Below are 20,781 nucleotides of genomic sequence, written 5' to 3' on the forward strand. Positions count from 1 at the left end.
AACCTTGCCCGTTTCGAGGGTCAGCGTTTCACCGCCCCACTCGATCGATACTTTTTTCACGTCAAACATGTGGTTTCCTTCGCCCGCCGGGCCCTATGCCGGGCGGGGCCTCTGATTCCGGGCAATCCGGCCCGGGGCGGTGTAGGGCGTCTGTCTGCCCTATGGCGGTCCCGCCGGATGCGGGAGCGGCCCTTGCGGCTCGCGACTTTACCGCGAACCAAAATGAAAGCGGCCCCGAAACCCGGAGCCGCCCTCGCAGTCTTATTTACGAAGACCCAGCTTCGCGATCAGCGCCTGATAGCGGCCCTCGTCCTTTTTGCGGAGGTAGTCGAGGAGGCTGCGACGCTTGTTGACCATCATCAGCAGCCCGCGGCGGCTGTGGTTGTCCTTGTGATGCGCCTTGAAGTGGGCGGTCAGCGTGTTGATGCGGTCGGTCAGGATTGCGACCTGCACTTCCGGCGAACCGGTATCGCCCTTTGCGCGGGCATTGTCGTTGATGACTTCGGTTTTGCGCTCGGCGGTAATCGACATAGATTCATTCCTCGAACATCGTGCTTACAGATTGAAGCCCCGCACGACTTTCAGCGTTCCCGCCAAAGCCTCTATCAACGCAACGGGTCGCATTTCGCTGTCCCGTCCCCAATAGAGCCCGTCGTGCGTGCTTTCCCCGGTCCAGACGCGACCCTGACGGACCGCCCCTGCCGCTTCCGGGGAAAGGTTCAGAGCCGGGATGTCGACCAGCCCTGCCTCGAGCGGCAGAATGATGTCTGATTGCGCGGCGCCTTGGCCGAAAGCGTTCAATTTGTCCAGCGAAATCGCTTGCGAGAGGTCGAACGGACCCGCCTTGGTGCGGCGAAGCATGGTGACATGGCCCACAGTTCCCGCCGCCCGCGCGATGTCGCGCGCGAGCGAGCGGATGTAAGTGCCCTTCGAGACATGGGCGGTGAGAGTGAGGGATTCGAGCCGATCCCCTTCCCTCACCTCGTCGCCCCGGACTTGATCCGGGGTCCCGCCTTTCATCGTAGCTGAGCGGGACCCCGGATCAAGTCCGGGGTGACGAAGAGAGTAGATCGCCACGCTCCGCGCCTTCATCTCGACCTCTTCGCCTGCACGGGCGCGGTCGTATGCCCGTTGCCCGTCGATCTTGATCGCCGAATAGGCCGGCGGCACCTGTTCGATATCGCCCGTAAAACGCGGCAGCACCGCCTCCACCTCCGCCAGCGTCGGCCGCACGTCGCTGGTCGCCACGACCGCGCCCTCGGCATCGAGCCCCGCCGTCTCGGTCCCGAAACGGATCGTAAAGTCATAGATCTTGCTCGCATCGAGCATCCGCCCGCAAAGCTTCGTCGCCTCGCCGAGCGCGATCGGCAGCACCCCCGACGCGAGCGGGTCGAGCGTCCCGCCGTGGCCGACCTTGACCTTGCCGAGCCCCGCCTCGCGGCAGACGCGCTTCACTGCGCCCACCGCCTGCGTCGAGCCGAGCCCCACGGGCTTGTCGAATATGATCCAGCCGTTCATCCCGCGCGCTTGACCCGCGCGCGGGACGCTTGTCAATTGACGTCGTCGGCCTTGCGCGCGGCCTTATCGGCTTCGCGCTTCGCCTTCAATTCGGCCTTGGTCGGCGGCGGGGCCGATGTGACGAACGAAATCAGCGGGCAGCGCTCGCGGCCGACAATAATCGTCGCGAACCGGTCAAGCGTCGAGGTGCCGCGATTGTCGATCCCGATCGCGAGCGCGAAATCGGCGTTACGGCAGATGGTGGCGAACTTGCCATAATACCAGTCGCCCTTGCGATCCTGGACCCAGATGCCGTCCTCGCCGTCGGCGCGCCAATTCTTGATCGTCGCATTGTTGGGAAAGGTGATGCTCGATTCGACGCCGAGCGCGCGCGGCGCCTTGGCCGCGGGCTCGTCGGCCGCCGCGACTGCCGAAAGGGAAAGCAAGGCGGCGGCCAGGGAGAGTGCGAGTGTCTTTTTCATGGGCGATTCTTTCACAATATCCACCCTGACGGCGGGGCCATAGCATAGGGATTCTGAACCGGCGCTGACCCTAGCCCCGCCACTCCGCCGCGAGCAGCGACCAGAGCCCGGTGTCGCGAACGAAACCCGTCCAGGTCATGCGTTCGGACCGGAGCACGCCCTCCTTGGTGCAGCCGAGCTTCGCAACCGCGGCCTGGCTTCGCTTGTTGCGCTCGTCGATGCGGAACTCGATGCGGCGGATGCCGGCCGCGAAGGCGTGGTCGATCATCAGTCGCTTCAATCGCCCGTTGAGCCCGGTGCCGCGAACATCGGGGTGGATATAGCTGCTCCCGATCTCGACCGTCTGCGCCGTCCAGTCGGGACGGAGCCAGGCGGTCATGCCGACGAGCCGGTCGCCGGCGAACACCGCATAGGGCATGCGGACCGGATTGGCGATCAGCGCATCGAAGGACGCATCGAAATGCTCGGGGTCGAAGCTCGACGAATAGATCGGCCAGATGTCGCGATCGGCGGTGCAGGCGGTACGCAGCGCTTCGCGATGCGCCTCGGCCAGCTTGACGAGCCGGAGGTCGCCGTCGGCCAGTTCGATATAGAGCGCATCACGCATCGACCCTCACCTCTCTGGCCGCCTCCGCGGCCTCGCGGCGTTTCGCCATGAAATGACGGCGGCACATCGCGACATAGCGGTCGTTGCCGCCGATCTCGGTCTGCGCGCCCGCGACCACCGCGCGGCCGCCCTCATCGACGCGCAGGTTCATCGTCGCCTTGCGTCCGCACTCGCACACCGCCTTCAACTCGACGAGCGCGTCGGCGAGGCCGAGCAGCGCCGCCGACCCCGGAAACAGCTCCGCCGCGAAATCGGTGCGAAGGCCATAGCAGAGCACCGGAATATTCGCCTCGTCGGCGAGGCGCGCGAGACCCAGCACCTGCGCGCGCGACAGGAATTGCGCTTCGTCGACGAGCACGCAGGCGAGCGGGCGCTGGCGATGCTCGGCCTGCACCGCCGCCCAGAGATCGCTATCGGGGTCGAATTTATGCGCCTCGGCAAGCAGGCCGATGCGGCTGGTGATCTGTCCCGCGCCGTAGCGGTCGTCGAGCGCAGCGGTCCACAGCATCGTTTCCATCCCGCGCTCGCGATAGTTGAAATCCGCCTGCAGCAGCGTCGTCGATTTGCCCGCGTTCATGCTGGCATAATAGAAATAGAGCTTGGCCATGGCGCGAGCGATACCGGCTTGGCGGCGTGGCGCAAATCGAAAATCAGGGAACGCCGAGCAGGTCGCGGAAGCGCGCCGGCTGCGGCACGAGGTCGGCGAGCGTATAGCCGTCGAGATGGATCAGGAACGCGCCGAGCGCGCCGCCAAGCGCGCCCTGCAAGCCGCAGCCGCCGCGCACGGGACAGGTCGAGGTCGCGGCGTCCATGCATTCGACGAGCCCGTCGAGCTTCTCGAACTGTCGCACGAGGGTGCCGGCGATCACATCGCGCGGCGCCTTCGCCAGCGTCAGCCCGCCGCCGCGCCCGCGCTGCGCGTTGACATAGCCGAGCGCCTGGAGCCGCTGCGCGACCTTGGCGAGGTGGTTGCGCGAAATGCCGTACTGGCCGGCGATCTCGTCAACCGACATCTGCCGCCCCGCCGCAGCAAGCGCCATCAGGATGCGCAGGGCATAATCGCTGTGAAGACTGAGCCGCATAAAAGTGGCATATTAGATATTGCTTTTTGCGGCAACCCGCTTAAAGAGGTATTTCAGATACTCAATATAGAGTCGAACGCACATGACGACGAAAACGGTCCAGGCCCATCCCCACGCCATCGCCGCCCGCGAGGAACGGCGCACCGAAGCGCTGGCCATGGGCATCGACGAAGCCTTCATCGCCGCGCTGGTCGACCGCTTCTATGCGTCGGTGCGCGAGGATGCGATGCTCGGCCCGATCTTCGACGCGCGCATCGACGACTGGCCGAAGCATCTCGGCCAGATGAACCGCTTCTGGCAGTCGATCCTGCTCAGCGCGGGCAATTTCACCGGCAATCCGATGATGAAGCATCTGGCGATCCCGACGATCGGGCAGGAGCATTTCCAGCACTGGCTGCAGCTCTTCTACCAGACGCTGCACGACATCGCGCCGACCCCGGAGGCCATCGCCCATGTCGGCGCCAAGGCGCGGATGATCGCCGAGAGCCTGCTCACCGGCATCTGGGTTCACCGCGACCGCGAGGACCCCCTCGCGAAGAAAGTGGAGTTACCCGATGTCTGACCTGCCTGCCGTTCCGCCGCCGCCCTATCGCTCCAACGATCCCTATGAAACGAGCGGGGTCCAGGCGGGCTTCCAGCTTCCCCGCTCGATCTGGCGCGCGATGTTGGCCTGCTATGCGGTCTTCTTCCTCGGTATCTTCGCCGCGATCGGCCGCGACGCGGCGACGGTGATGATGCTCGTCATTTCGGGCCTCTACATGCTGATGTTCTTCGGCACCGCAAAGCTGCTCAACACCCAGAAGGGCCGCGAGCATGATTCGCCGCTGGGCCGCATGGGCGGCGTGCTCGACACCTGGACCGGGCCGATGGACAGGCGCACCGTCGCGGCGCAGATTCTTGCGGTGCCCGCGGGCTTTGCCTTCCTCGGCGTCACCTTTTTCATCGTCCGCGCCACCGCGGGCTTCTGAGCATGGCGCCGCCGATCGCCGAGCGCGGCCCGCCGTTGCCGGAGGACGCGCGGCCTTACCGCCGGATCGGGCCGTTCGGCGCCGACGCGATTCCCGCGGGCCTGCTCCGCTGCCACGATCTCAAGGAGGGCGTCTGGGGCCTGCTGTCGGTCACCGCCGGGTCGATCCGCTTCCACTGGGACGATGAGCAAGAGGGCGATCGCCTGCTGAAAGCCGGCGACACGATGCTAATTCCGCCCCGCATGCCGCATCATCTGGAACGGCAGGGATCGGTCACGATCGAAATCGCCTTCTGCGCGCCCTGACCATCGCTTGACACGCTCGCCGCCGCTGTCATGCTGCGCAGCAAAGGTCGCAACATAAGTGGGGAGAGCGGCGGATGCGGCTGATGCCGGTGAGCGATGCGATGTTCCTCTGGGGCGAGAGCCGCGAGATGCCGATGCATATCGGCGGCATCAACCTCTACACGCTGCCCGACGATGTCGACGAGACCGACTGGCTCAACGAACAGCTCGCGCTGCTCCGCCAGCCGGAGGGCCTGAGGCGGCCGTTCAGCGAAGTGCTGAAGCTGACCCCGTTCGGCCAGTACGGCCCGATCCGGCTCGAGCCCGACCGCGACATCGACATGCATTATCATGTCCGCGCCGCCGCGCTGCCCAAGCCCGGGCGCTACCGCGAGATGTTCGAGCTTGCCTCGCGACTCCATTCGGGCCTGCTCGACCGCACGCGGCCCTTGTGGGAAATCACGCTGATCTCAGGCCTGCCCAACCGGCAGATCGCGACCTTCAAGAAGGTTCACCACGCGCTGATGGACGGCGCGGCAAGCATCCATTTCTACAATTCGATGCTGACCCCTGATCCCAAGGAACGGCGCGCTTACTCGCCGCTCTCGGTCGAAGCCTATGAAGCGTACAAGCGCAAATTCCCGACCCCGAAGAAGCCGCCGCTCCCGAACCTCACCGACATCAAGGCAATCGGCGATTTCCTGAAGGAGCAATGGGGCAACAGCGTTGGGGTGACCAAGGCGCTCAACCAGTATCTCGCCGCAATGTTCGGGGTCGGCGGCGACGGGCTCGTCACGCCCTTCGCCGGGGTGCCGCGCACCAGTTTCAACCGCAACATCACCGGCGCGCGCCGCTTCGTCGCGCAAAGCTGGTCGCTCGATCGCGTCCGCGCGCTGGGCAAGGCCTATGACGGGACGATCAACGACGCGGTGCTCGGCATGTGCGCGGGGGCGATGCGCAAATATCTGCAGTCGCTGAACGAGCTGCCCGACAAGCCGCTGAAGGCGATGGCGCCGGTGTCGATCCGGCCCAAGGACGACATCGATTCGGGCAATTCGGTCGCCTCGGTCACCGCCAATCTCGCGACGCATATCGACGACCCCGCCGAGCGCATGGCGGCGATCCAGGAATCGATGAATTCGGCGAAGGCGCAGCTCCGTGCGATGACCTCGGGGCAGATCCAGCTCTACACCGCGATCACCAGCTTCCCGATGATGCTGACCGCGCTCACCCGCACCGCCGACAAATTCCCGGCCTATTCGGCGACGATCTCGAACGTCCCCGGCCCGCGCGAACAGATGTACTGGAACGGCGCGCGCCTCGACGGCATGTACCCGGCTAGCATCCCCGTCGACGGCATGGCGATGAACATCACGCAGGTGTCGAACTTCAAGAATATCGACTTCGGCATCACCGCCTGCCGCCGCAGCGTGCCGCACGCGCAACGGATGATCGACTATCTGGAGGAAGCGCTGGTCGAGCTAGAGCAGGCGGCGGGGATCAAGAAGGGGAAGTAGGCGCCATCTACGAGACCCAGCTGGGCTGGACCGCAAGGACGCGCCACTTCCCGTGTGCCTTGCGTAACGCATAATTCTCACCGCGCCCGCACTCGCCGCCACAAACGAAGCCGACCTCTACGAAGGCGATGTCGCCTGCAACCCAAGGTGCCGAAAAAATCCAGAGGTGATGCGGAGGCATATCGCTGCGTAGCGATATGCGCTTCCGGACGTCGGCCACCGCGAGCCCGGACGCCGGGATAACGTCAAGTTTCTGCCGCGAAGCAGCCATCTGTAGCCGTGCGATCTCGCCTGCGCTCGAAGATTGCAGGCGTCTGATGTCGATGGTCTTTGGTAACGGATTTTCGGGCGTGATATCGGCGTAACTTTCGAGATTCACGTCGGCATCGTGCCACGACTGCTCCAGCAGCCGCCCTGTTTCCTCACCCAGTTGTCCGTCGAGGACCACACAGTCTTCGGACGCCTCGACTGCGCCGCATGGCTTGGTCTCAATGAACTCGATATGAGATGGTTTGACGGTCTCGGCCATTGGCAGCGCGAGTTGGCCACCCGCCCCGGTGTTCTGTATCATCAGATTATAGTCCGCCGCGGCTTGGATGATGTCCAAGGCTTCATCACGCGGCGGACGCAGGAACTGAGGCGGCATAAAGGCGGGCAACAAGGCCATAGCAATTGCCACGAGCGTCGCAATCACGAGCGGCGCGGCCTGCTTCATTCGCCTTCTGCAGGCCCCAAATCCCGCGCCACTTTCGGGTCGCGCAGCAATTTGTCGATATGGCTCGCCTCGTCGAAGCTTTCGTCGGGCAGGAACTTCAGCTTTGCTGCATATTTCATGCGGATGCGGTGCGCGACCTCGCGCTGGAGATAGGCGGTGTTGGTGCGCAGCGCCTTGATCACCGCCTCCTCGTCGCGGCCGAGCAGCGGCTTCACGAAGATGGTCGCGTGGCGCAGGTCGGGCGACATCCGCACCTCTGTGACGCTGACGGGGTGCTTGGCGAGCACATCGTCGTGGACATCGCCGCGCGCGAGGATTTCGCTCAGCACATGGCGCACCTGTTCGCCCACGCGCAGGACGCGGACCGAGGGGCCTTCGGACTTTTCGTTATGACGCATTGCGGTTCAATTCCATGATGCGCGCACTCGATGTCGCGCGCGCGAGAAGCTCGCCGGCCTCGTCGAACAGTTCGGCCTCCAGAAAGGCGACCGATCGGCCGCGACCGACGACGCGCCCCTTGCCGATCACCCGACCGGGCATGACGGGTTTCAGGAAACTGACGTTGAGGTCGATCGACGCCGGGACTTCGGCGCCGCCGGTCATGCTGACCAGCGCGGGCCCCATCGTGTCGTCGAGCATCGCAGCGACAAAGCCGCCCTGCACCGTCCCGCGCGGATTGAGCATCTCAGCGGTCGGATGAAAGGCGATCTCGATCCGGCCTTCGTCCGGCCATTCCGCGATCAGTTCCCAGCCGAGCAGTTCGGCGCAGGGCGGGGCCGGAAACCGGCTGAAAAAACTCTCAGCCATGATCCGGCCCTCCCGTCAGAGCGTGCGTTCGCGCAGTTCGACCTCGAAGACTTCGAGATGGTCGCCCGGCTTGATGTCGTTGGTATCCGCCAGCACGACACCGCATTCGAGGCCGGCACGCACTTCGGCGACATCGTCCTTGAAGCGGCGGAGCGAGGCGATCGTCGTTGCCGAGACGATGACATCCTCGCGCGTGAGACGCGCGTGGAGCCCCTTGCGGATGCTGCCTTCGAGCACGAGCAGGCCCGCGGCCTTGTCGCGCTTGCCGGCCGGGAAGACCTCCTTGACCTCGGCGCGGCCGACGACATTCTCGATGCGCTCCGGACCCAACTCGCCCGCCATCTCCTTCGCGACTTCCTCGGTCAGGTGATAGATGACGTCATAATACATGAAGCGCACTTTTTCGCGGTTCGCGATCTCGCGCGCCTTGGCGTTCGGGCGAACGTTGAAGCCGATGATCGGCGCTTTCGAGGCGGCCGCCAGCGTCACGTCGCTTTCGGTGATCGCGCCGGCGCCCGACTGGAGCACGCGGACGCGGATCTCGTCGGTCGACAGGCGGTTGAGCGCATTGACGATCGCCTCGACCGAACCCTGCACGTCGCCCTTGATGACCACCGGATATTCGATGACCTTGGCCTTGTCGGCGAGCGCCGAGAACATGCCCTCGAGGCTGACCGGCGCCTGCGCGGTCCGCTTCTTGAGCGCTTCGCTCTGACGATAGGCGGCGACTTCGCGGGCGCGCGCCTCATTCTCGACGACGGTCAGCGTGTCGCCCGCCATCGGCACGCCGCCGAGGCCAAGAACCTCGACCGGCATCGACGGACCGGCTTCCTTGATCTGTTTGCCCTGATCGTCGACCAGCGCGCGGACGCGGCCGCTTTCGGCGCCGCAGACGAAGATGTCGCCGACCTTGAGCGTGCCGCGGCGGACGAGGATCGTCGCCACGGGACCACGGCCCTTGTCGAGCTTCGCCTCGACCACCGTGCCTTCGGCGGCGCGGTCGGGGTTGGCCTTCAGTTCCATGATCTCGGCCTGCAGCGCGATCGCGTCGAGCAGCTTGTCGAGGCCGGTCTTCTTCAGCGCCGACACTTCGACATTCTGGACGTCGCCGCCCATTTCCTCGACCACCAGCTCATGTTCGAGCAGGCGTTCGCGGACGCGCTGCGGGTTGGCGCCTTCCTTGTCGACCTTGTTGATCGCGACGATGATCGGAACGCCCGCCGCCTTCGCATGGTTGATCGCCTCGATCGACTGCGGCTTGAGCCCGTCGTCGGCGGCGACCACCAGGATGACGATGTCGGTGACGTTCGCACCGCGCTGGCGCATTTCGGTAAAGGCCTCGTGGCCCGGCGTATCGAGGAAGGTGACGAGCGACCCGTCGGGAGTCTTCACCTGATAGGCGCCGATATGCTGGGTGATGCCGCCGGCCTCGCCCGCCTGCACGTTCGCGCCGCGCAGCGCGTCGAGCAGGCTGGTCTTGCCGTGATCGACATGGCCCATGATCGTGACGACCGGCGCGCGCGGCTTCATGTGCGCGGCGTCGTCGACGTCCTCGTCGTGACGGATATCGACGTCGGCCTCGCTCACGCGCTTGATCTCGTGCCCGAATTCGGTGACGAGCAGCTCGGCGGTGTCCTGATCGATCGTCTGGTTGACGGTGACGGGCATGCCCATCTTGAACAGCGCCTTCACCAGGTCGGCGCCCTTTTCGGCCATGCGGTTCGCGAGTTCCTGCACCGTGATGCTGTCGGGAACGACGACTTCGCGGACCTGCTTCTCGCGCGGACCCGACGAGACCATGTGCGAGCGCTTTTCCTTCTCGCGGGCGCGTTTCAGCGCCGCGAGGCTGCGCGCGCGGGCGCCCTCGTCCTCGTTGAGCGCGCGCGTGACGGTCAGCTTGCCCGACTGGCGGCGGTTATCGGCGCCGCGGTTGGCCTTGGGCTCGGGGCGCTTCGGTTCGGGGCGCTTCGGCGCCTCGACCGGCGTGAAGCGGCGCGGCGCCGGAGCGGCGCTGGCGGTCGTGGCGCGGGGAGCAGCCTCGGCGCTCGCTTCCTTCGCCGCAGGCGCTTCGGCGGCGGGCGCCTCGGGTTCGGGCGCAGCTGGTGCAGCGGCGGCGGGCTCCGGAGCCGCTTCGGTCTCCTTCGCCTTTTCCTCGGCACGCGCCTTTTCTTCCTCGGCAGCGCGCGCGCGCGCGGCTTCCTCGCGGCGGCGATTTTCCTCGAGCGCGTTCATGCGCGCTTCCTCGGCCTCGCGCAGCAATTGCGCCTGGCGCTCCTGACGCGACATCAGGCTGTCGGCGGCGGGCTTCGGCGCGGCGGGTTTGGGAGCCGGGGTGGGCGCAGGCGCAGGGGCGGGTGCCGGAGCGGCCTGGACCTCTTCGACCTCGGGCGCAGGGGCAGCTTCGCCGGGGCGGCCGAGTACGCGGCGGCGCTTTACTTCAACCACGACGGTATTGCGTCGGCCGTGGCTGAACTGCTGCTGCACCTGGCCGGCCTCGACCGTCCGCTTCAGCCCCAGCGGCTTGCGGGTAAGGGTCGGCTTGTCCTGTTCGTCACTCATCGAAACTTCATATTCCTTCTACGCGCCCGAAACCTCGGAATCGGTCGACGCCGTGCCATTACCCGCCGTGCGGGAATCCGTGTCGGAAACGCGGTTGGCCGCGTCCCTAGACCATCCGGTGAAAAACTGCCAGCGGGAGAGATGCGCCAGCACCCGGTCTGCGGCACGGGCGTCCACGACAGCCAGATGCACCGCATTTTCACGCCCTAATGCCATAGATAGGGACTGCCGGTCTACCGGCAAGATCAGCCCTTCGCGGCCCGAGCCTTCGTCTCCCTCGCCGACGCGCCACGCCTGCGCCAGTTTCTTGCGGCCATCCTCGCCCGCATCGCTCGCATGCAGCAACAGGCGAACCTGCCCGCGTCGCGCTGCCTGCTCGATCTTTTCATTGCCCGAGATCAGGGTTCCGGAGCGCGATTCGAGACCGAGCCGGTCGAGCGTCGCACGGCGGAGCTGCGCCTCGATCCGCTCGCCGAGATCGTCGGGAATCGCGATATGGCTTTCGTGCAGCGCCCGCGCGAGCCCGCCCTTGAGCTTTCCCTTCGCCTGCGCGGCCTCCAGCGTTTCGCGGGTCACGCCGATCCACGCCCCGCGCCCCGGCGCCTTGCCGAGCACGTCGGGCGCGATTCCGCCGTCGGGGCCGAGCGCGAGGCGCACGAGCCGTTCGGCCGGCGCGACTTCGCCGGTCACCACACAGCGCCGCTCGGGCACATGCTGGCCGCGCCCCTTTGCGCGGTCGGTTTCGGTCAGCTGATCATTGCGCGGGGTCCGCATCGGCGGCCTCCCCGACTTCGGGCTCGTCCGCAAACCAATGCGCACGCGCCGCCATGATGATCTCGTTGCCCTGCTCTTCGCTGAGGCCATATTCGCCGAGCACGCCGCCCTTGTCCTCGGCGCGCTCGCCGCGGTCGCGCGACGGGCCGCGGCGATTGTCCTGGCGCTTCTTGGCGATCAGTTCGTCGGTCGCAAGATCGGCGAGATCGTCGAGCGTCTTGATCCCCGCCTTGCCGAGCGTGACGAGCATCGCTTCGGTCAGGTGCGGCAGCTCGGCGAGATCGTCCTCGACGCCCAGCCCGCGGCGCTCCTGCCGCGCGGCTTCTTCGCGGCGTTCGAGCGCTTCGGTCGCGCGGCTCTGCAACTCTTCGGCGAGTTCATCGTCGAAGCCTTCGATGCTCGCCAGCTCGTCGAGCGGCACATAAGCGACTTCTTCGAGTTCACCGAAGCCTTCGGCAACGAGAAGCTGCGCGAGCGTCTCGTCGACGTCGAGTTCTTCCTGGAACATCGTCGAGCGTTCGACGAATTCGCGCTGGCGCTTCTCGCTCGCGTCGGCCTCGGTCATGATGTCGATCTGGCTGCCGGTCAGCTGGCTGGCGAGACGGACATTCTGGCCGCGGCGGCCGATGGCGAGGCTGAGCTGGTCGTCGGGAACGACGACTTCGATGCGGCCGTCATCCTCGTCGATGACGACGCGCTGCACCGTCGCGGGCTGGAGCGCATTGACGACGAAGGTCGCCGTGTCTTCGGACCAGGGAATGATGTCGATCTTTTCACCCTGCATTTCCTGGACGACCGCCTGGACACGGCTGCCCTTCATGCCGACGCAGGCGCCGACGGGGTCGATCGAGCCGTCATAGCTGATCACGCCGATCTTCGCGCGCGAGCCCGGATCACGGGCCGCCGCCTTGATCTCGATGATGCCGTCATAGATTTCGGGCACTTCCTGCGCGAACAGCTTCTTCATGAATTCGGGGTGCGCGCGGCTGAGGAAAATCTGCGGGCCGCGGTTCTCGCGGCGCACCGACAGGATGATCGCGCGGACGCGGTCGCCGACGCGCATCAATTCGCGCGGGATCTGCTGGTCGCGGCGGATCACGCCCTCGGCGCGACCAAGATTGACGACGATGTGGCCGAACTCGACCGACTTCACGACGCCGGTGATGATCTCGTTGCCGCGATCCTTGAACTCTTCATACTGGCGCTCGCGGTCGGCTTCGCGGACCTTCTGGAAGATGACCTGCTTCGCCGACTGCGCGTCGATGCGGCCGAGGTCGACCGCGGGCAGCGGGTCGACGATGAAGTCGCCGAGCTTGGCGTCCTTCTGCAGCTTCTGGCCGGCGGCCAGATCGACCTGCTTGAAATAATCCTCGACCTGCTCGACGACCTCGACGACGCGCCACAGGCGAAGGTCGCCGGTCTGCGGGTCGAGCTTGGCGCGGATGTCGTTCTCGGCGCCGTAGCGGGCGCGCGCGGCGCGCTGGATCGCTTCCTCGATCGCCTCGATGACGATGCCCTTGTCGATCATCTTCTCGCTGGCGACGCTGTTGGCAATCGCGAGCAGCTCGGCCTTGTTGGCGGAAATGGCAGTGGCCATCAGTCCTGTCCTTCTTCTTCCATGTCGTCGGCGCCTTCCATCGAAAGCGGGACGGTTGCGGCAATCAATTTGTCGGTGAGAACCAGCTTCGCCGTGTCGATCGCGTCGAACGGCAGCTTATGCTCGACCTCTTCCTTATCCGTGATGCTGACGACATCGCCGTCGATCCCGACGAGTATGCCGTTGAAACGCTGACGCCCGTTCAGCTTTTCCTTGAGTGCGATCTTCGCCTCGTGCCCCGCCCAATCGGCGAAGTCGGCGCGGCGCGTCAGCGGCCGGTCGATGCCGGGCGACGAAACTTCGAGCCGGTAGGCAATGTCGATCGGGTCCTTCCCCGCCTCTTCGAGCGCATCGAGCCGGTCCGAGATGCGGCGCGACAAATCGGCACAATCGTCGATCGTCAGCTGGCGCGTATCGGGCCGCTCGGCCATCACCTGCAACGTCGGATCACTCTCGCCGCCAAAGAAGGCGACGCGCACGAGTGCCAGGCCCATCGCCTCGGCTTCGGGCGCGATGATCGCATTGAGGGCGTCGAAATCGACCAAATCTATTTCCCAAATCGGATGACCGGAAAGTCATGCGGGAACAGCCGCCGCGGCCCGCGGCCCCGACGTCCCAACTGGCTAACCATGTCAAGAAGTAGGGCGCATATAGGCTTTGGCGGGTGAGTCGGCAAGGGGAGAATGGGAAGACAGCGTTCGTCTGTGAAGCGGACCTACCTTACGTCGTCATCCCGGACTTGATCCGGGATGACGAGAGTCTGAAAGTCGCGCGCAGCATCTCTCAATCTTCGTCATTCCCGCGAAAGCGGGAACCCAGGGCGTGCGTCGGCTGATCCCACACTGGGTTCCCGCTTTCGCGGGAATGACGAAGGTGAGGAGGGGCAGTTCCCCACCCCAAAGTCGCCAATCGCCACATGCCCCTTGCCCTATCATACCGCGTCATGCTCAACGCGCGCCCATGACTGATGACTCTCCCCTGCTAGCCTTGTCCAATGTCCGCGTCATCGCCGACGAGACGTGCATCCTCGACCTGCCCGCGCTGACCATCGCCGACGGTGAAAGTACCGCGATCCTCGGTGCCAACGGGTCGGGCAAGTCGACGCTGGTCAAGCTGATCGCGCGCCAGCTTTATCCGGCGTGGGGCGCCGATGTCCGCATCTTCGGGCAGGATAGCTGGAACGTCTTCGAGCTGCGCAAGCTGCTGGGGATCATCTCGACGACGATGCAGCTCGATTTCGATGCCGAGCCGCCGCTCGAAACGCTCGATTGCGTCGTCTCGGGCTTCTTCGCCTCGCGCGGGCTCTGGTCGCATCAGCATTATACGCAGGAGATGATCGACGTTTCACGCACCGCGCTCGAAGAGGTCGGCGCCACGCATCTGATCGGGCGCAGCATGGCGAGCCTGTCGACCGGCGAGGCACGCCGCGTCCTGATCGCTCGCGCGCTCGCGCACCGGCCGCGCGCGTTGCTGCTCGACGAGCCATGCGCCGGGCTCGACCCGGCCGCGCGGCACCATTTCCTCGACATGCTGCGCGGCGTCGCGCGCGGCGGCACGACTTTGATCCTCGTCACCCATCATATCGAGGAGATATTGCCCGAGATCGGCCGGATCGTGATGCTGCAGGGCGGGCGCGTGCTTCACGACGGCGCCAAGGCGGAGATGCTGACCAGTGACGCGCTGACCAGCCTCTTCGGCCTTTCGATTGACGTGTCGCCGCGCGGCGACTGGTATGACGCCACCATCGTCCACTGATCGCTTGCCTTAATTTTTCCATGGGATAGGCAGCGGCCATGTCCTTCGACGACGAGATCGACACGCTGACGCACGACCATGTCTATCTGGGCAAGCGGCACGACGAGAATGCGCGCCGCACCCTGTGGGTCGTGCTGTTGACCGCGGTAATGATGGTCGCGGAGATTGCCGCGGGGCTCGCCTTCAACTCGATGGCCTTGCTCGCCGACGGCTTTCACATGGCGACCCACGCGGGCGCACTCGGCATCGCGGCGCTCGCCTACCGTTATGCCCGGCGCCACGCGACGAGCGGGCGTTACAGCTTCGGCACCGGCAAGGTGGGCGACCTCGCGGGTTTCGCCTCCGCGCTGGTGCTGGGGATCGTCGCGCTGGGGATCGCGTGGGAATCGGTCGTGCGGCTGCTCGATCCGAGCCCGGTCGCGTTCGGCGAGGCGACGATCGTCGCGGTCGTCGGCCTGATCGTGAATATCGTCAGCGCGCTGCTCCTCGGGCACGGGCACAGCCATGGACATGAGCATGATCATCGTCACGATCACGGCGAGCACGGGCACGAGCATGACAACAATATGCGCTCGGCCTACCTGCATGTCATCGCCGATGCGCTGACCTCGGTGCTGGCGATCGCCGCATTGCTCGGCGGCCGCTATCTCGGCTGGGCGTGGCTCGACCCTGCGATGGGCATCGCGGGCGCGGCCGTCATCGCGGTCTGGTCGGTCACGCTGATGCGCGACACCGCCGCCGTGCTGCTCGACGCGACCGACAAGGCGCTGGAAGCCGAAATCCGCGCGCTGGTCGAAGGACCCGGCGACGCGCGAATTCGCGACCTCCACGTCTGGCGCGTCGGCCCCGCGGCACACGCAGCAATCGTCAGCGTCACCGGCACGACCCGCGCGGCAGTTTGCGAGCGGCTGCGCCCGATGCACGAAATCGAGCATCTGACCATCGAAATCGGTTAGGATCGCTATCATCTGTCCCCTTGCGGTACAGGACATAAGCGGCGAAACACTTTATTGGCGTTTCGGGGCATAAGGCAGGATGAGAGCGGCTGCGCGAATCGGCCGCGGAGATTTTGACGCGACCCATGAAACCCGAACTCCATCTTTCCGCCCGTTCGACGTGGCGTGATCCGGTGCCGCAGAAGGCGGCAGGACCGGGGCGTGAATATTGGGGGATGCTGGCCGCGATCGTGATCGTCGCCTGCCTCGCGCTCGCGCTATCGACCGGGCAGTACCGCCCGCGCGGGTTCGGCCCCTACAGCGTGTCGGTGCCGCTGACCTTCAAACCCTATGACCCGGCACGCTGGGCGGTGATGAACGCCGACAGCTATGCGGATGCGCTGAAGATCGATCCGACGCTGCCGAACCCCGACAGCATCGGCTATGCCGACGCGACCGCGACGGCGCCGGCAACCCCGGCCGAGCTGCAGCAGGAAGCCTTCGTCGGGCCGCCCGCCAAACCCTATGTCTTTCGCGGCCTGACCGCGCTCGACCGCGAGCGCGCGCATTATTGCCTGACCTCGGCGATCTATTATGAGGCCGCGTCCGAAAGCGACGACGGCATGCGCGGCGTGGCACAGGTCATCGTCAACCGCACGCGCCATCCAAGCTTTCCCAACACGATCTGCGGTGTCGTCTTCCAGGGGTCCGAGCGCGCGGGCGTCTGCCAGTTCACCTTCGCCTGCGACGGCGCAATGGCGCGCGCGCCTGAGCGTCGCAACTGGCTGCGCGCGAGCCGCGTCGCTTCCGCCGCTCTCAATGGCTATGTTTTCCCGGGCGTCGGGCTTGCGACCCATTATCACACGACCGCGATCTGGCCGCGCTGGGGCAAGAGCCTGGTGATGACCAATATCGTCGGCGCGCATATCTTTCACCGCTGGCGCGGGCGGTGGGGGATGCCCGACGCCTTCCGCGCGCCCTATATGGGTCGCGAGCCGGTCCCCGGACCCTATCTGCCGCTCGCACAGCAACTGGCGATCCTGAAGGGCAAGGGGCTGCCGGTCGGCGCCGGACCCGTGCCCGCGCTCGGTGGCCCTGCTGCGCCGCTGCCCGATACCGGCCCCGCGCCGCTTCCCGGCACGATGAACGCCGCGCCCACCGTCGCGCCCACTGCGCCCGCGGTCGCCCCCGCGCCGACCTACAGCGACCCGCGGCTCAACCAGTCCGGGCAGATTCGCGAAGAATTCCAGAAAAGCGGAGAGTGGATTCGCTGACCGAAGCCGCCTAGTCTTGCCCTTGTTACGGGCAGGGAGATGGGACATGGGACATGTGAAAGGCATAGGCGGGCTCTTCTTCCGGGCGAAGGACCCCGAAAAGCTGAACGCCTGGTATCGCGAGCGGCTCGGCGTCGGCGGCGGGATCAGCGCCGACGGCAGCGAGCCGGTGAATCAATGGGTGTGGACGGTGACGGGCGGGCCGCTGGTCTTTTCGCCTTTCAAGGCCGACACCGACTATTTCCCCGCCGACCGGCAATATATGATCAACCTGCGCGTCGACGACCTCGACGCCGTGCTCGCGCCGTTCCGCGCGGCGGGCGACGAAGTGATCACCAAGACGGAATGGGACGACCCCACGGTCGGCCGCTTCGCGCGGATTCACGATCCCGAGGGCAATCCGATCGAACTGTGGGAGCCTCCGGCGAAATAAAGCAATGATGCAGCTCGTTACCGTCCCTGGCTGCGCCAGCGCCTGACGACGCGCTCGATAATTTCGGCCTCGCCGCCAGTCTCGCGCCACAGTTTCGAGAAGAGCGGATCGCTCGATGCCGGCCTTTTTTCTTCTTCGAGCGTATCGAGGAACACGCGGATCGGGATCGACACGCCCTCGCCGCAGACGATGCATTCGCGATTGCGCAGCGCCGGGATCGAATCGATGAAACCGCGCGCGCCCTCGGGCATCGCGGCCTTGACGAAATGCTGGTCGCGCTCGTTGTTGAGGCGCATCGAGATGATCGTGCCGCACTGCGACAGCACGCCTTCGGCAAGATCGGACGGGCGCTGGGTGATCAGGCCGAGCGACACGCCATATTTACGGCCTTCCTTGGCGATCCGTTCGAGAATCTTGCGGACCGCCTGCCCCTGCCCGACGTCTTTCGCCGGGATGTAGCGGTGCGCTTCCTCGCAGACGAGCAGGATCGGGCGCTGGGGTTCGCCGCGCGACCATATCGCATAGTCGAAGGTCAGGCGCGACAGCACCGCGACGACGACGCCGGTGATGTCCGAGGGCACCCCCGACACGTCGATGATCGAGATCGGCCGGCCGTCCGACGGCAGGCGGAAGATCTTGCCGAGGAAACCCGCCATCGTGTCCGCGACGAGCATGCCTGAGAACATGAAATTATAGCGCGGGTCGGCGCGCATTTCCTCGATCTTGCCCTTGATCCGCATGAAGGGCGCCGACGAGGTCGCCTTGTCGAGCTTGCCCATCTCGTTCGTGAGGATGCTCAGCAGGTCGGAGAGCAGATAGGGGATCGGCGAGTCGACCGTGAGCTTGGTCATCCCCTCCGCAAGGCGGTTCTTGGTGCGCGCCTGCAGCAGGCATTTGGCGAGAATGTCGCAGTCGGCCTGACGCTCGCGGCCCTGCGCGGTGATGAACACCTCGCAATGTTCCTCGAAGTTCATCAACCAATAGGGAAGCGCGAGATTGTCGACGTCGAACAGCGCGCCCGTGCCCTTGAAAGCGGCTGAATATTCGCCGTGCGGATCGACCATCACGATATGGCCCTGCGGCGCGAGTTCGCAGATCTTGTGGAGGATCAGCGCCGCGCTCGTCGACTTGCCGGTACCTGTCGAGCCGAGCAGCGCGAAATGCTTGCCGAGCATCGCATCGACATAGAGCGAGCCGCGGATGTCGCGGGTCGGATAGATGGTGCCGATCTCGACGTGCGCGCGCTCGTCGGCGGCATAGATTTGCTTGAGATCGTTGCTGGCCGCAGCGAAGACCGGGCTGCCCGGGATCGGGTAGCGCGTCACGCCGCGGCGGAAATTGTGAATGCGTCCGGTGATCTTTTCCTCGTCGCCCTCGCCGAGAAAGTCGATCGTCGCGACGATCAGCCCTTCGCCCTTTTCGTGGAGTTGCTGGTCGCGGATGCTCGCGACGAGCCAGCTATTGCCGACGCGGATCTTGACCTGCGCGCCGACCTGGCCCGCCATGGCAACAGCGGAATCGCTCGATCCCGCAAGCTGGCCGATCGTCGCCGCATCGAGCAGGATGCGCGAGGCCGAACCCGAAATATCGATGACCTCGCCGATCAGCAGGTCGTCGCGGTGATGCGTCACCACCGGCGCAACCGCAGCCGCCGTACCGCCACCGGCCAGCCTGACATGCTGAACGGCCGTCGAATCCCCGGCGGGAAAACCGCCACCCTGCATATCCATATTCAGCCCCGCCTTTTGTGTCCCACGCCCCGCTATCGCAGACGAGGGTAAATAGGCGGTGAACTTAGAGTCAGCGGCGGCGGAAAAGGGCCGACGCGCCGTAGCCGAGCAGCAGCGACAGCGCGACTGCGGTGAGGCCATAGAGGAAGCCATGCCGCTGCGCCGCCAGCGCCACGAAGCGCTCGAAACCCGCCTTGCGGATCTGGACGTCGCGCGAGGCGACCGCGAGCACGCGCCCGCGGCTGATCAGATAGGTTTCGGCGCGATAGGTGCCGACCGGCACGCGCGCCGGCACCGGAATGCGCGCGCGATAGAGCACGCCTTCGCTGATCTCGACCGCGCCCGGGTTTTCATAGAACAGCCCCGACCGGCGGTAGAGGTCGATCAGCCCCGCCTCGAAGCGCGCGAGCTTCTTCGCTTCCGAAAAACCCGCAGGCGACATCGACAGATTGTCGAGCCCCAGTTCGAAGATCGCCGCGGTGCGTTCGTCGACCAGCTTGTCGATCGGCCGCGACGACCCGATCGCATAAAAGCCGGGGGAGGTTCGGAGCCGGATGCTGTTCGCATTGACCCAGATGCCCGCGACGCGCTGCTTCTCGCGCAGCACGATCGGCCGCACCGGGCCTTTCAAAACCACGACAATGTCGGCGCGGTCGTCGGGCAGGCGCTGCCCCGGATAGAGGATCGCGCCGAACAGCAGCAACTCCTCGCCGGTGAAGCTGTACTGGATATCGATCGCGCGGCTCGACACATCGGGGACCAGGCGCGGATCATCGGCGCGCGCCGTCCCGGCGGCAAAAGTCAGCGCCAGCACGCAGGCCAGGGCGCCGAACCGCCTCATTGCACGGTGTAGATTTCTTCGGGGCGGATGAAGAGGTCGACCGCCATACGCAGCGCGACAATCAGCACAATCACCGCGAGTGCCATCCGCAGATATTCGGGCTTCACGCTCTGCGCGAAGCGCGCGCCGATCTGCGCCCCCGTGACGCTGCCGAGCAGCAGCAGCCCCGCGAGCACGAGATCGACCGCGCCCGTCGTCATCGCGTGAACCATCGTCGTCGCGATGGTCACGAACAATATCTGGAACAGCGAGGTGCCGACGACGACCTGCGTCCCCATACCGAGCAGATAGATCATCGCGGGGACCATGATGAAGCCGCCGCCGACGCCGAGCAGCATCGTCAGGATACCGACCGCCATCCCCAGCAGCAGCGGCGCGAGCGGCGAGATATAGAGGCCCGAACGATAGAAGCGCCAGCGCAGCGGCAGGTTGGCAACCATCGGATGGTGCCGCCGCTTGCGCGCCGGCGCTGGCAACCCCGCCCGCATCCGCCGCAGCGCGCCCCACGCTTCGCGCGCCATGATCCCGCCGACCGAACCGAGCAGCACCACATATAATATGTTGATTGCCGTATCGATCTGGCCCCACGCGGTCAGCAGTTCGAACAGTCCGGCGCCGATCAAGGATCCGATGAGGCCGCCCGCGATCAGCACCGCGCCCATGCGGACATCGACCCCGTCGCGCTCGAAATGCGCGAGCGCGCCCGAAACGCTCGCCCCGGTGACCTGCGTCGCCGCCGACGCCGCGGCGACGGTGGGCGGGATGCCGTAGAAGATCAGCAACGGCGTCGTCAGAAAGCCGCCGCCGACGCCGAACATCCCCGACAGGAAACCGACCCCGCCGCCGAGCAGGATGATCACCAGCGCGTTGACCGAGAGATTGGCGACTGGAAGGTAAAGATCCACTGGGTCCTGGCCCTATGCC

24 protein-coding genes are annotated in these 20,781 nt (G+C 65.8%); 8 read left to right on the top strand and 16 right to left on the bottom strand.

Annotation, left to right across the window (positions count from 1 at the left end; genetic code table 11):
* Nucleotides 1-261: 261 nt before the first annotated feature.
* The 6 genes from rpsO to ACE3SL_RS04105 form a co-directional block, all read right to left on the bottom strand.
* A complete protein-coding gene (gene rpsO, locus ACE3SL_RS04080; RefSeq protein WP_374524482.1) occupies nucleotides 262-531 on the bottom strand; it encodes a 30S ribosomal protein S15 in 270 nt (89 codons plus the stop codon).
* A 24-nt stretch (nucleotides 532-555) separates the two neighbouring features.
* Nucleotides 556-1,518, bottom strand: a complete 963-nt coding sequence (truB, locus tag ACE3SL_RS04085; RefSeq protein ID WP_374524483.1) for a tRNA pseudouridine(55) synthase TruB — start codon at nucleotides 1,516-1,518, stop codon at nucleotides 556-558.
* A gap of 32 nt (nucleotides 1,519-1,550) precedes the next feature.
* Nucleotides 1,551-1,979: a DUF6491 family protein gene (locus ACE3SL_RS04090; protein ID WP_374524484.1), complete on the bottom strand. Its 429-nt coding sequence runs from the start codon at nucleotides 1,977-1,979 to the stop codon at nucleotides 1,551-1,553.
* Nucleotides 1,980-2,049: 70 nt separating this feature from the next.
* Nucleotides 2,050-2,586: a GNAT family N-acetyltransferase gene (locus tag ACE3SL_RS04095; protein ID WP_374524485.1), complete on the bottom strand. Its 537-nt coding sequence runs from the start codon at nucleotides 2,584-2,586 to the stop codon at nucleotides 2,050-2,052.
* Entirely contained in the window at nucleotides 2,579-3,193 is a 615-nt protein-coding gene (locus ACE3SL_RS04100) for a thymidine kinase (RefSeq protein ID WP_374524486.1), read from the bottom strand. Before ACE3SL_RS04100 ends, ACE3SL_RS04095 begins: the two co-directional genes overlap by 8 nt.
* 43 nt (nucleotides 3,194-3,236) lie before the next feature.
* Nucleotides 3,237-3,668, bottom strand: a complete 432-nt coding sequence (locus ACE3SL_RS04105) for an Rrf2 family transcriptional regulator (RefSeq protein ID WP_374524487.1) — start codon at nucleotides 3,666-3,668, stop codon at nucleotides 3,237-3,239.
* An 82-nt stretch (nucleotides 3,669-3,750) separates the two neighbouring features.
* Between ACE3SL_RS04105 and ACE3SL_RS04110 the strand changes: the two genes are divergently transcribed.
* The 4 genes from ACE3SL_RS04110 to ACE3SL_RS04125 all read left to right on the top strand — a co-directional run bounded on the left by ACE3SL_RS04110 (nucleotide 3,751) and on the right by ACE3SL_RS04125 (nucleotide 6,437).
* Nucleotides 3,751-4,230, top strand: coding sequence for a group III truncated hemoglobin (locus tag ACE3SL_RS04110; protein WP_374524488.1), 480 nt, complete (start codon nucleotides 3,751-3,753; stop codon nucleotides 4,228-4,230).
* Complete coding sequence (locus ACE3SL_RS04115; protein WP_374524489.1) at nucleotides 4,223-4,636, top strand: hypothetical protein; 414 nt, start codon at nucleotides 4,223-4,225, stop codon at nucleotides 4,634-4,636. The genes ACE3SL_RS04110 and ACE3SL_RS04115 overlap by 8 nt, the downstream gene beginning before the upstream one ends.
* 2 nt (nucleotides 4,637-4,638) lie before the next feature.
* A complete protein-coding gene (locus tag ACE3SL_RS04120) occupies nucleotides 4,639-4,941 on the top strand; it encodes a DUF1971 domain-containing protein (RefSeq protein WP_374524490.1) in 303 nt (100 codons plus the stop codon).
* A 74-nt stretch (nucleotides 4,942-5,015) separates the two neighbouring features.
* Complete coding sequence (locus tag ACE3SL_RS04125; RefSeq protein WP_374524491.1) at nucleotides 5,016-6,437, top strand: wax ester/triacylglycerol synthase family O-acyltransferase; 1,422 nt, start codon at nucleotides 5,016-5,018, stop codon at nucleotides 6,435-6,437.
* A gap of 7 nt (nucleotides 6,438-6,444) precedes the next feature.
* Here the strand turns inward: ACE3SL_RS04125 and ACE3SL_RS04130 are convergent, their stop codons facing one another.
* From ACE3SL_RS04130 to rimP, 7 genes are read right to left on the bottom strand one after another with little or no spacing between them, the layout of a single operon-like run.
* Nucleotides 6,445-7,152: a hypothetical protein gene (locus tag ACE3SL_RS04130; protein ID WP_374524492.1), complete on the bottom strand. Its 708-nt coding sequence runs from the start codon at nucleotides 7,150-7,152 to the stop codon at nucleotides 6,445-6,447.
* Nucleotides 7,149-7,550, bottom strand: coding sequence for a 30S ribosome-binding factor RbfA (gene rbfA / locus ACE3SL_RS04135; protein ID WP_374524493.1), 402 nt, complete (start codon nucleotides 7,548-7,550; stop codon nucleotides 7,149-7,151). Before rbfA ends, ACE3SL_RS04130 begins: the two co-directional genes overlap by 4 nt.
* The gene (locus ACE3SL_RS04140) at nucleotides 7,540-7,959 is read right to left on the bottom strand and encodes a PaaI family thioesterase (RefSeq protein WP_374524494.1); all 420 of its coding nucleotides are present in this window, start codon (nucleotides 7,957-7,959) and stop codon (nucleotides 7,540-7,542) included. The genes rbfA and ACE3SL_RS04140 overlap by 11 nt, the downstream gene beginning before the upstream one ends.
* 15 nt (nucleotides 7,960-7,974) lie before the next feature.
* A complete protein-coding gene (gene infB / locus ACE3SL_RS04145; protein ID WP_374524495.1) occupies nucleotides 7,975-10,518 on the bottom strand; it encodes a translation initiation factor IF-2 in 2,544 nt (847 codons plus the stop codon).
* 18 nt (nucleotides 10,519-10,536) lie between these two features.
* Nucleotides 10,537-11,292, bottom strand: a complete 756-nt coding sequence (locus tag ACE3SL_RS04150) for a DUF448 domain-containing protein (RefSeq protein ID WP_374524496.1) — start codon at nucleotides 11,290-11,292, stop codon at nucleotides 10,537-10,539.
* Nucleotides 11,273-12,889: a transcription termination factor NusA gene (gene nusA / locus ACE3SL_RS04155; protein ID WP_374524497.1), complete on the bottom strand. Its 1,617-nt coding sequence runs from the start codon at nucleotides 12,887-12,889 to the stop codon at nucleotides 11,273-11,275. The genes ACE3SL_RS04150 and nusA overlap by 20 nt, the downstream gene beginning before the upstream one ends.
* Nucleotides 12,889-13,434, bottom strand: a complete 546-nt coding sequence (rimP, locus tag ACE3SL_RS04160) for a ribosome maturation protein RimP (RefSeq protein WP_374524498.1) — start codon at nucleotides 13,432-13,434, stop codon at nucleotides 12,889-12,891. The genes nusA and rimP overlap by 1 nt, the downstream gene beginning before the upstream one ends.
* A 415-nt stretch (nucleotides 13,435-13,849) precedes the next feature.
* Between rimP and ACE3SL_RS04165 the strand changes: the two genes are divergently transcribed.
* The 4 genes from ACE3SL_RS04165 (at nucleotide 13,850) to ACE3SL_RS04180 (ending at nucleotide 17,286) form a co-directional block, all read left to right on the top strand.
* Nucleotides 13,850-14,644, top strand: a complete 795-nt coding sequence (locus ACE3SL_RS04165) for an ABC transporter ATP-binding protein (protein WP_374524499.1) — start codon at nucleotides 13,850-13,852, stop codon at nucleotides 14,642-14,644.
* 38 nt (nucleotides 14,645-14,682) lie between these two features.
* Nucleotides 14,683-15,600: a CDF family Co(II)/Ni(II) efflux transporter DmeF gene (gene dmeF / locus ACE3SL_RS04170; protein WP_374524500.1), complete on the top strand. Its 918-nt coding sequence runs from the start codon at nucleotides 14,683-14,685 to the stop codon at nucleotides 15,598-15,600.
* A 125-nt stretch (nucleotides 15,601-15,725) separates the two neighbouring features.
* Nucleotides 15,726-16,853, top strand: coding sequence for a cell wall hydrolase (locus ACE3SL_RS04175; RefSeq protein ID WP_374524501.1), 1,128 nt, complete (start codon nucleotides 15,726-15,728; stop codon nucleotides 16,851-16,853).
* A gap of 46 nt (nucleotides 16,854-16,899) precedes the next feature.
* Nucleotides 16,900-17,286, top strand: coding sequence for a VOC family protein (locus ACE3SL_RS04180; protein ID WP_374524502.1), 387 nt, complete (start codon nucleotides 16,900-16,902; stop codon nucleotides 17,284-17,286).
* Nucleotides 17,287-17,303: 17 nt separating this feature from the next.
* Here ACE3SL_RS04180 and ACE3SL_RS04185 read toward each other — a convergent pair whose 3' ends face one another.
* The 3 genes from ACE3SL_RS04185 to ACE3SL_RS04195 form a co-directional block, all read right to left on the bottom strand.
* The gene (locus tag ACE3SL_RS04185; protein ID WP_374524503.1) at nucleotides 17,304-19,016 is read right to left on the bottom strand and encodes an ATP-binding protein; all 1,713 of its coding nucleotides are present in this window, start codon (nucleotides 19,014-19,016) and stop codon (nucleotides 17,304-17,306) included.
* Nucleotides 19,017-19,086: 70 nt separating this feature from the next.
* Nucleotides 19,087-19,857, bottom strand: coding sequence for a TIGR02186 family protein (locus tag ACE3SL_RS04190; RefSeq protein ID WP_374524504.1), 771 nt, complete (start codon nucleotides 19,855-19,857; stop codon nucleotides 19,087-19,089).
* Complete coding sequence (locus ACE3SL_RS04195) at nucleotides 19,854-20,762, bottom strand: sulfite exporter TauE/SafE family protein (RefSeq protein ID WP_374524505.1); 909 nt, start codon at nucleotides 20,760-20,762, stop codon at nucleotides 19,854-19,856. Before ACE3SL_RS04195 ends, ACE3SL_RS04190 begins: the two co-directional genes overlap by 4 nt.
* Nucleotides 20,763-20,781: the final 19 nt, after the last annotated feature.

The sequence above is a fragment of the Sphingopyxis sp. genome, assembly GCF_041916015.1.
In the GTDB taxonomy this organism is placed as follows: Bacteria; Pseudomonadota; Alphaproteobacteria; order Sphingomonadales; family Sphingomonadaceae; genus Sphingopyxis.

Excerpts from the sequence above, each read along its gene's own strand:
- rpsO (WP_374524482.1), bottom strand. The coding sequence starts at position 531 with ATGTCGATTACCGCCGAGCGCAAAACCGAAGTCATCAACGACAATGCC.
- truB (WP_374524483.1), bottom strand. The coding sequence starts at position 1,518 with ATGAACGGCTGGATCATATTCGACAAGCCCGTGGGGCTCGGCTCGACG.
- ACE3SL_RS04090 (WP_374524484.1), bottom strand. The coding sequence starts at position 1,979 with ATGAAAAAGACACTCGCACTCTCCCTGGCCGCCGCCTTGCTTTCCCTT.
- ACE3SL_RS04095 (WP_374524485.1), bottom strand. The coding sequence starts at position 2,586 with ATGCGTGATGCGCTCTATATCGAACTGGCCGACGGCGACCTCCGGCTC.
- ACE3SL_RS04100 (WP_374524486.1), bottom strand. The coding sequence starts at position 3,193 with ATGGCCAAGCTCTATTTCTATTATGCCAGCATGAACGCGGGCAAATCG.
- ACE3SL_RS04105 (WP_374524487.1), bottom strand. The coding sequence starts at position 3,668 with ATGCGGCTCAGTCTTCACAGCGATTATGCCCTGCGCATCCTGATGGCG.
- ACE3SL_RS04110 (WP_374524488.1), top strand. The coding sequence starts at position 3,751 with ATGACGACGAAAACGGTCCAGGCCCATCCCCACGCCATCGCCGCCCGC.
- ACE3SL_RS04115 (WP_374524489.1), top strand. The coding sequence starts at position 4,223 with ATGTCTGACCTGCCTGCCGTTCCGCCGCCGCCCTATCGCTCCAACGAT.
- ACE3SL_RS04120 (WP_374524490.1), top strand. The coding sequence starts at position 4,639 with ATGGCGCCGCCGATCGCCGAGCGCGGCCCGCCGTTGCCGGAGGACGCG.
- ACE3SL_RS04125 (WP_374524491.1), top strand. The coding sequence starts at position 5,016 with ATGCGGCTGATGCCGGTGAGCGATGCGATGTTCCTCTGGGGCGAGAGC.
- ACE3SL_RS04130 (WP_374524492.1), bottom strand. The coding sequence starts at position 7,152 with ATGAAGCAGGCCGCGCCGCTCGTGATTGCGACGCTCGTGGCAATTGCT.
- rbfA (WP_374524493.1), bottom strand. The coding sequence starts at position 7,550 with ATGCGTCATAACGAAAAGTCCGAAGGCCCCTCGGTCCGCGTCCTGCGC.
- ACE3SL_RS04140 (WP_374524494.1), bottom strand. The coding sequence starts at position 7,959 with ATGGCTGAGAGTTTTTTCAGCCGGTTTCCGGCCCCGCCCTGCGCCGAA.
- infB (WP_374524495.1), bottom strand. The coding sequence starts at position 10,518 with ATGAGTGACGAACAGGACAAGCCGACCCTTACCCGCAAGCCGCTGGGG.
- ACE3SL_RS04150 (WP_374524496.1), bottom strand. The coding sequence starts at position 11,292 with ATGCGGACCCCGCGCAATGATCAGCTGACCGAAACCGACCGCGCAAAG.
- nusA (WP_374524497.1), bottom strand. The coding sequence starts at position 12,889 with ATGGCCACTGCCATTTCCGCCAACAAGGCCGAGCTGCTCGCGATTGCC.
- ACE3SL_RS04165 (WP_374524499.1), top strand. The coding sequence starts at position 13,850 with ATGACTGATGACTCTCCCCTGCTAGCCTTGTCCAATGTCCGCGTCATC.
- dmeF (WP_374524500.1), top strand. The coding sequence starts at position 14,683 with ATGTCCTTCGACGACGAGATCGACACGCTGACGCACGACCATGTCTAT.
- ACE3SL_RS04175 (WP_374524501.1), top strand. The coding sequence starts at position 15,726 with ATGAAACCCGAACTCCATCTTTCCGCCCGTTCGACGTGGCGTGATCCG.
- ACE3SL_RS04180 (WP_374524502.1), top strand. The coding sequence starts at position 16,900 with ATGGGACATGTGAAAGGCATAGGCGGGCTCTTCTTCCGGGCGAAGGAC.
- ACE3SL_RS04185 (WP_374524503.1), bottom strand. The coding sequence starts at position 19,016 with ATGGATATGCAGGGTGGCGGTTTTCCCGCCGGGGATTCGACGGCCGTT.
- ACE3SL_RS04190 (WP_374524504.1), bottom strand. The coding sequence starts at position 19,857 with ATGAGGCGGTTCGGCGCCCTGGCCTGCGTGCTGGCGCTGACTTTTGCC.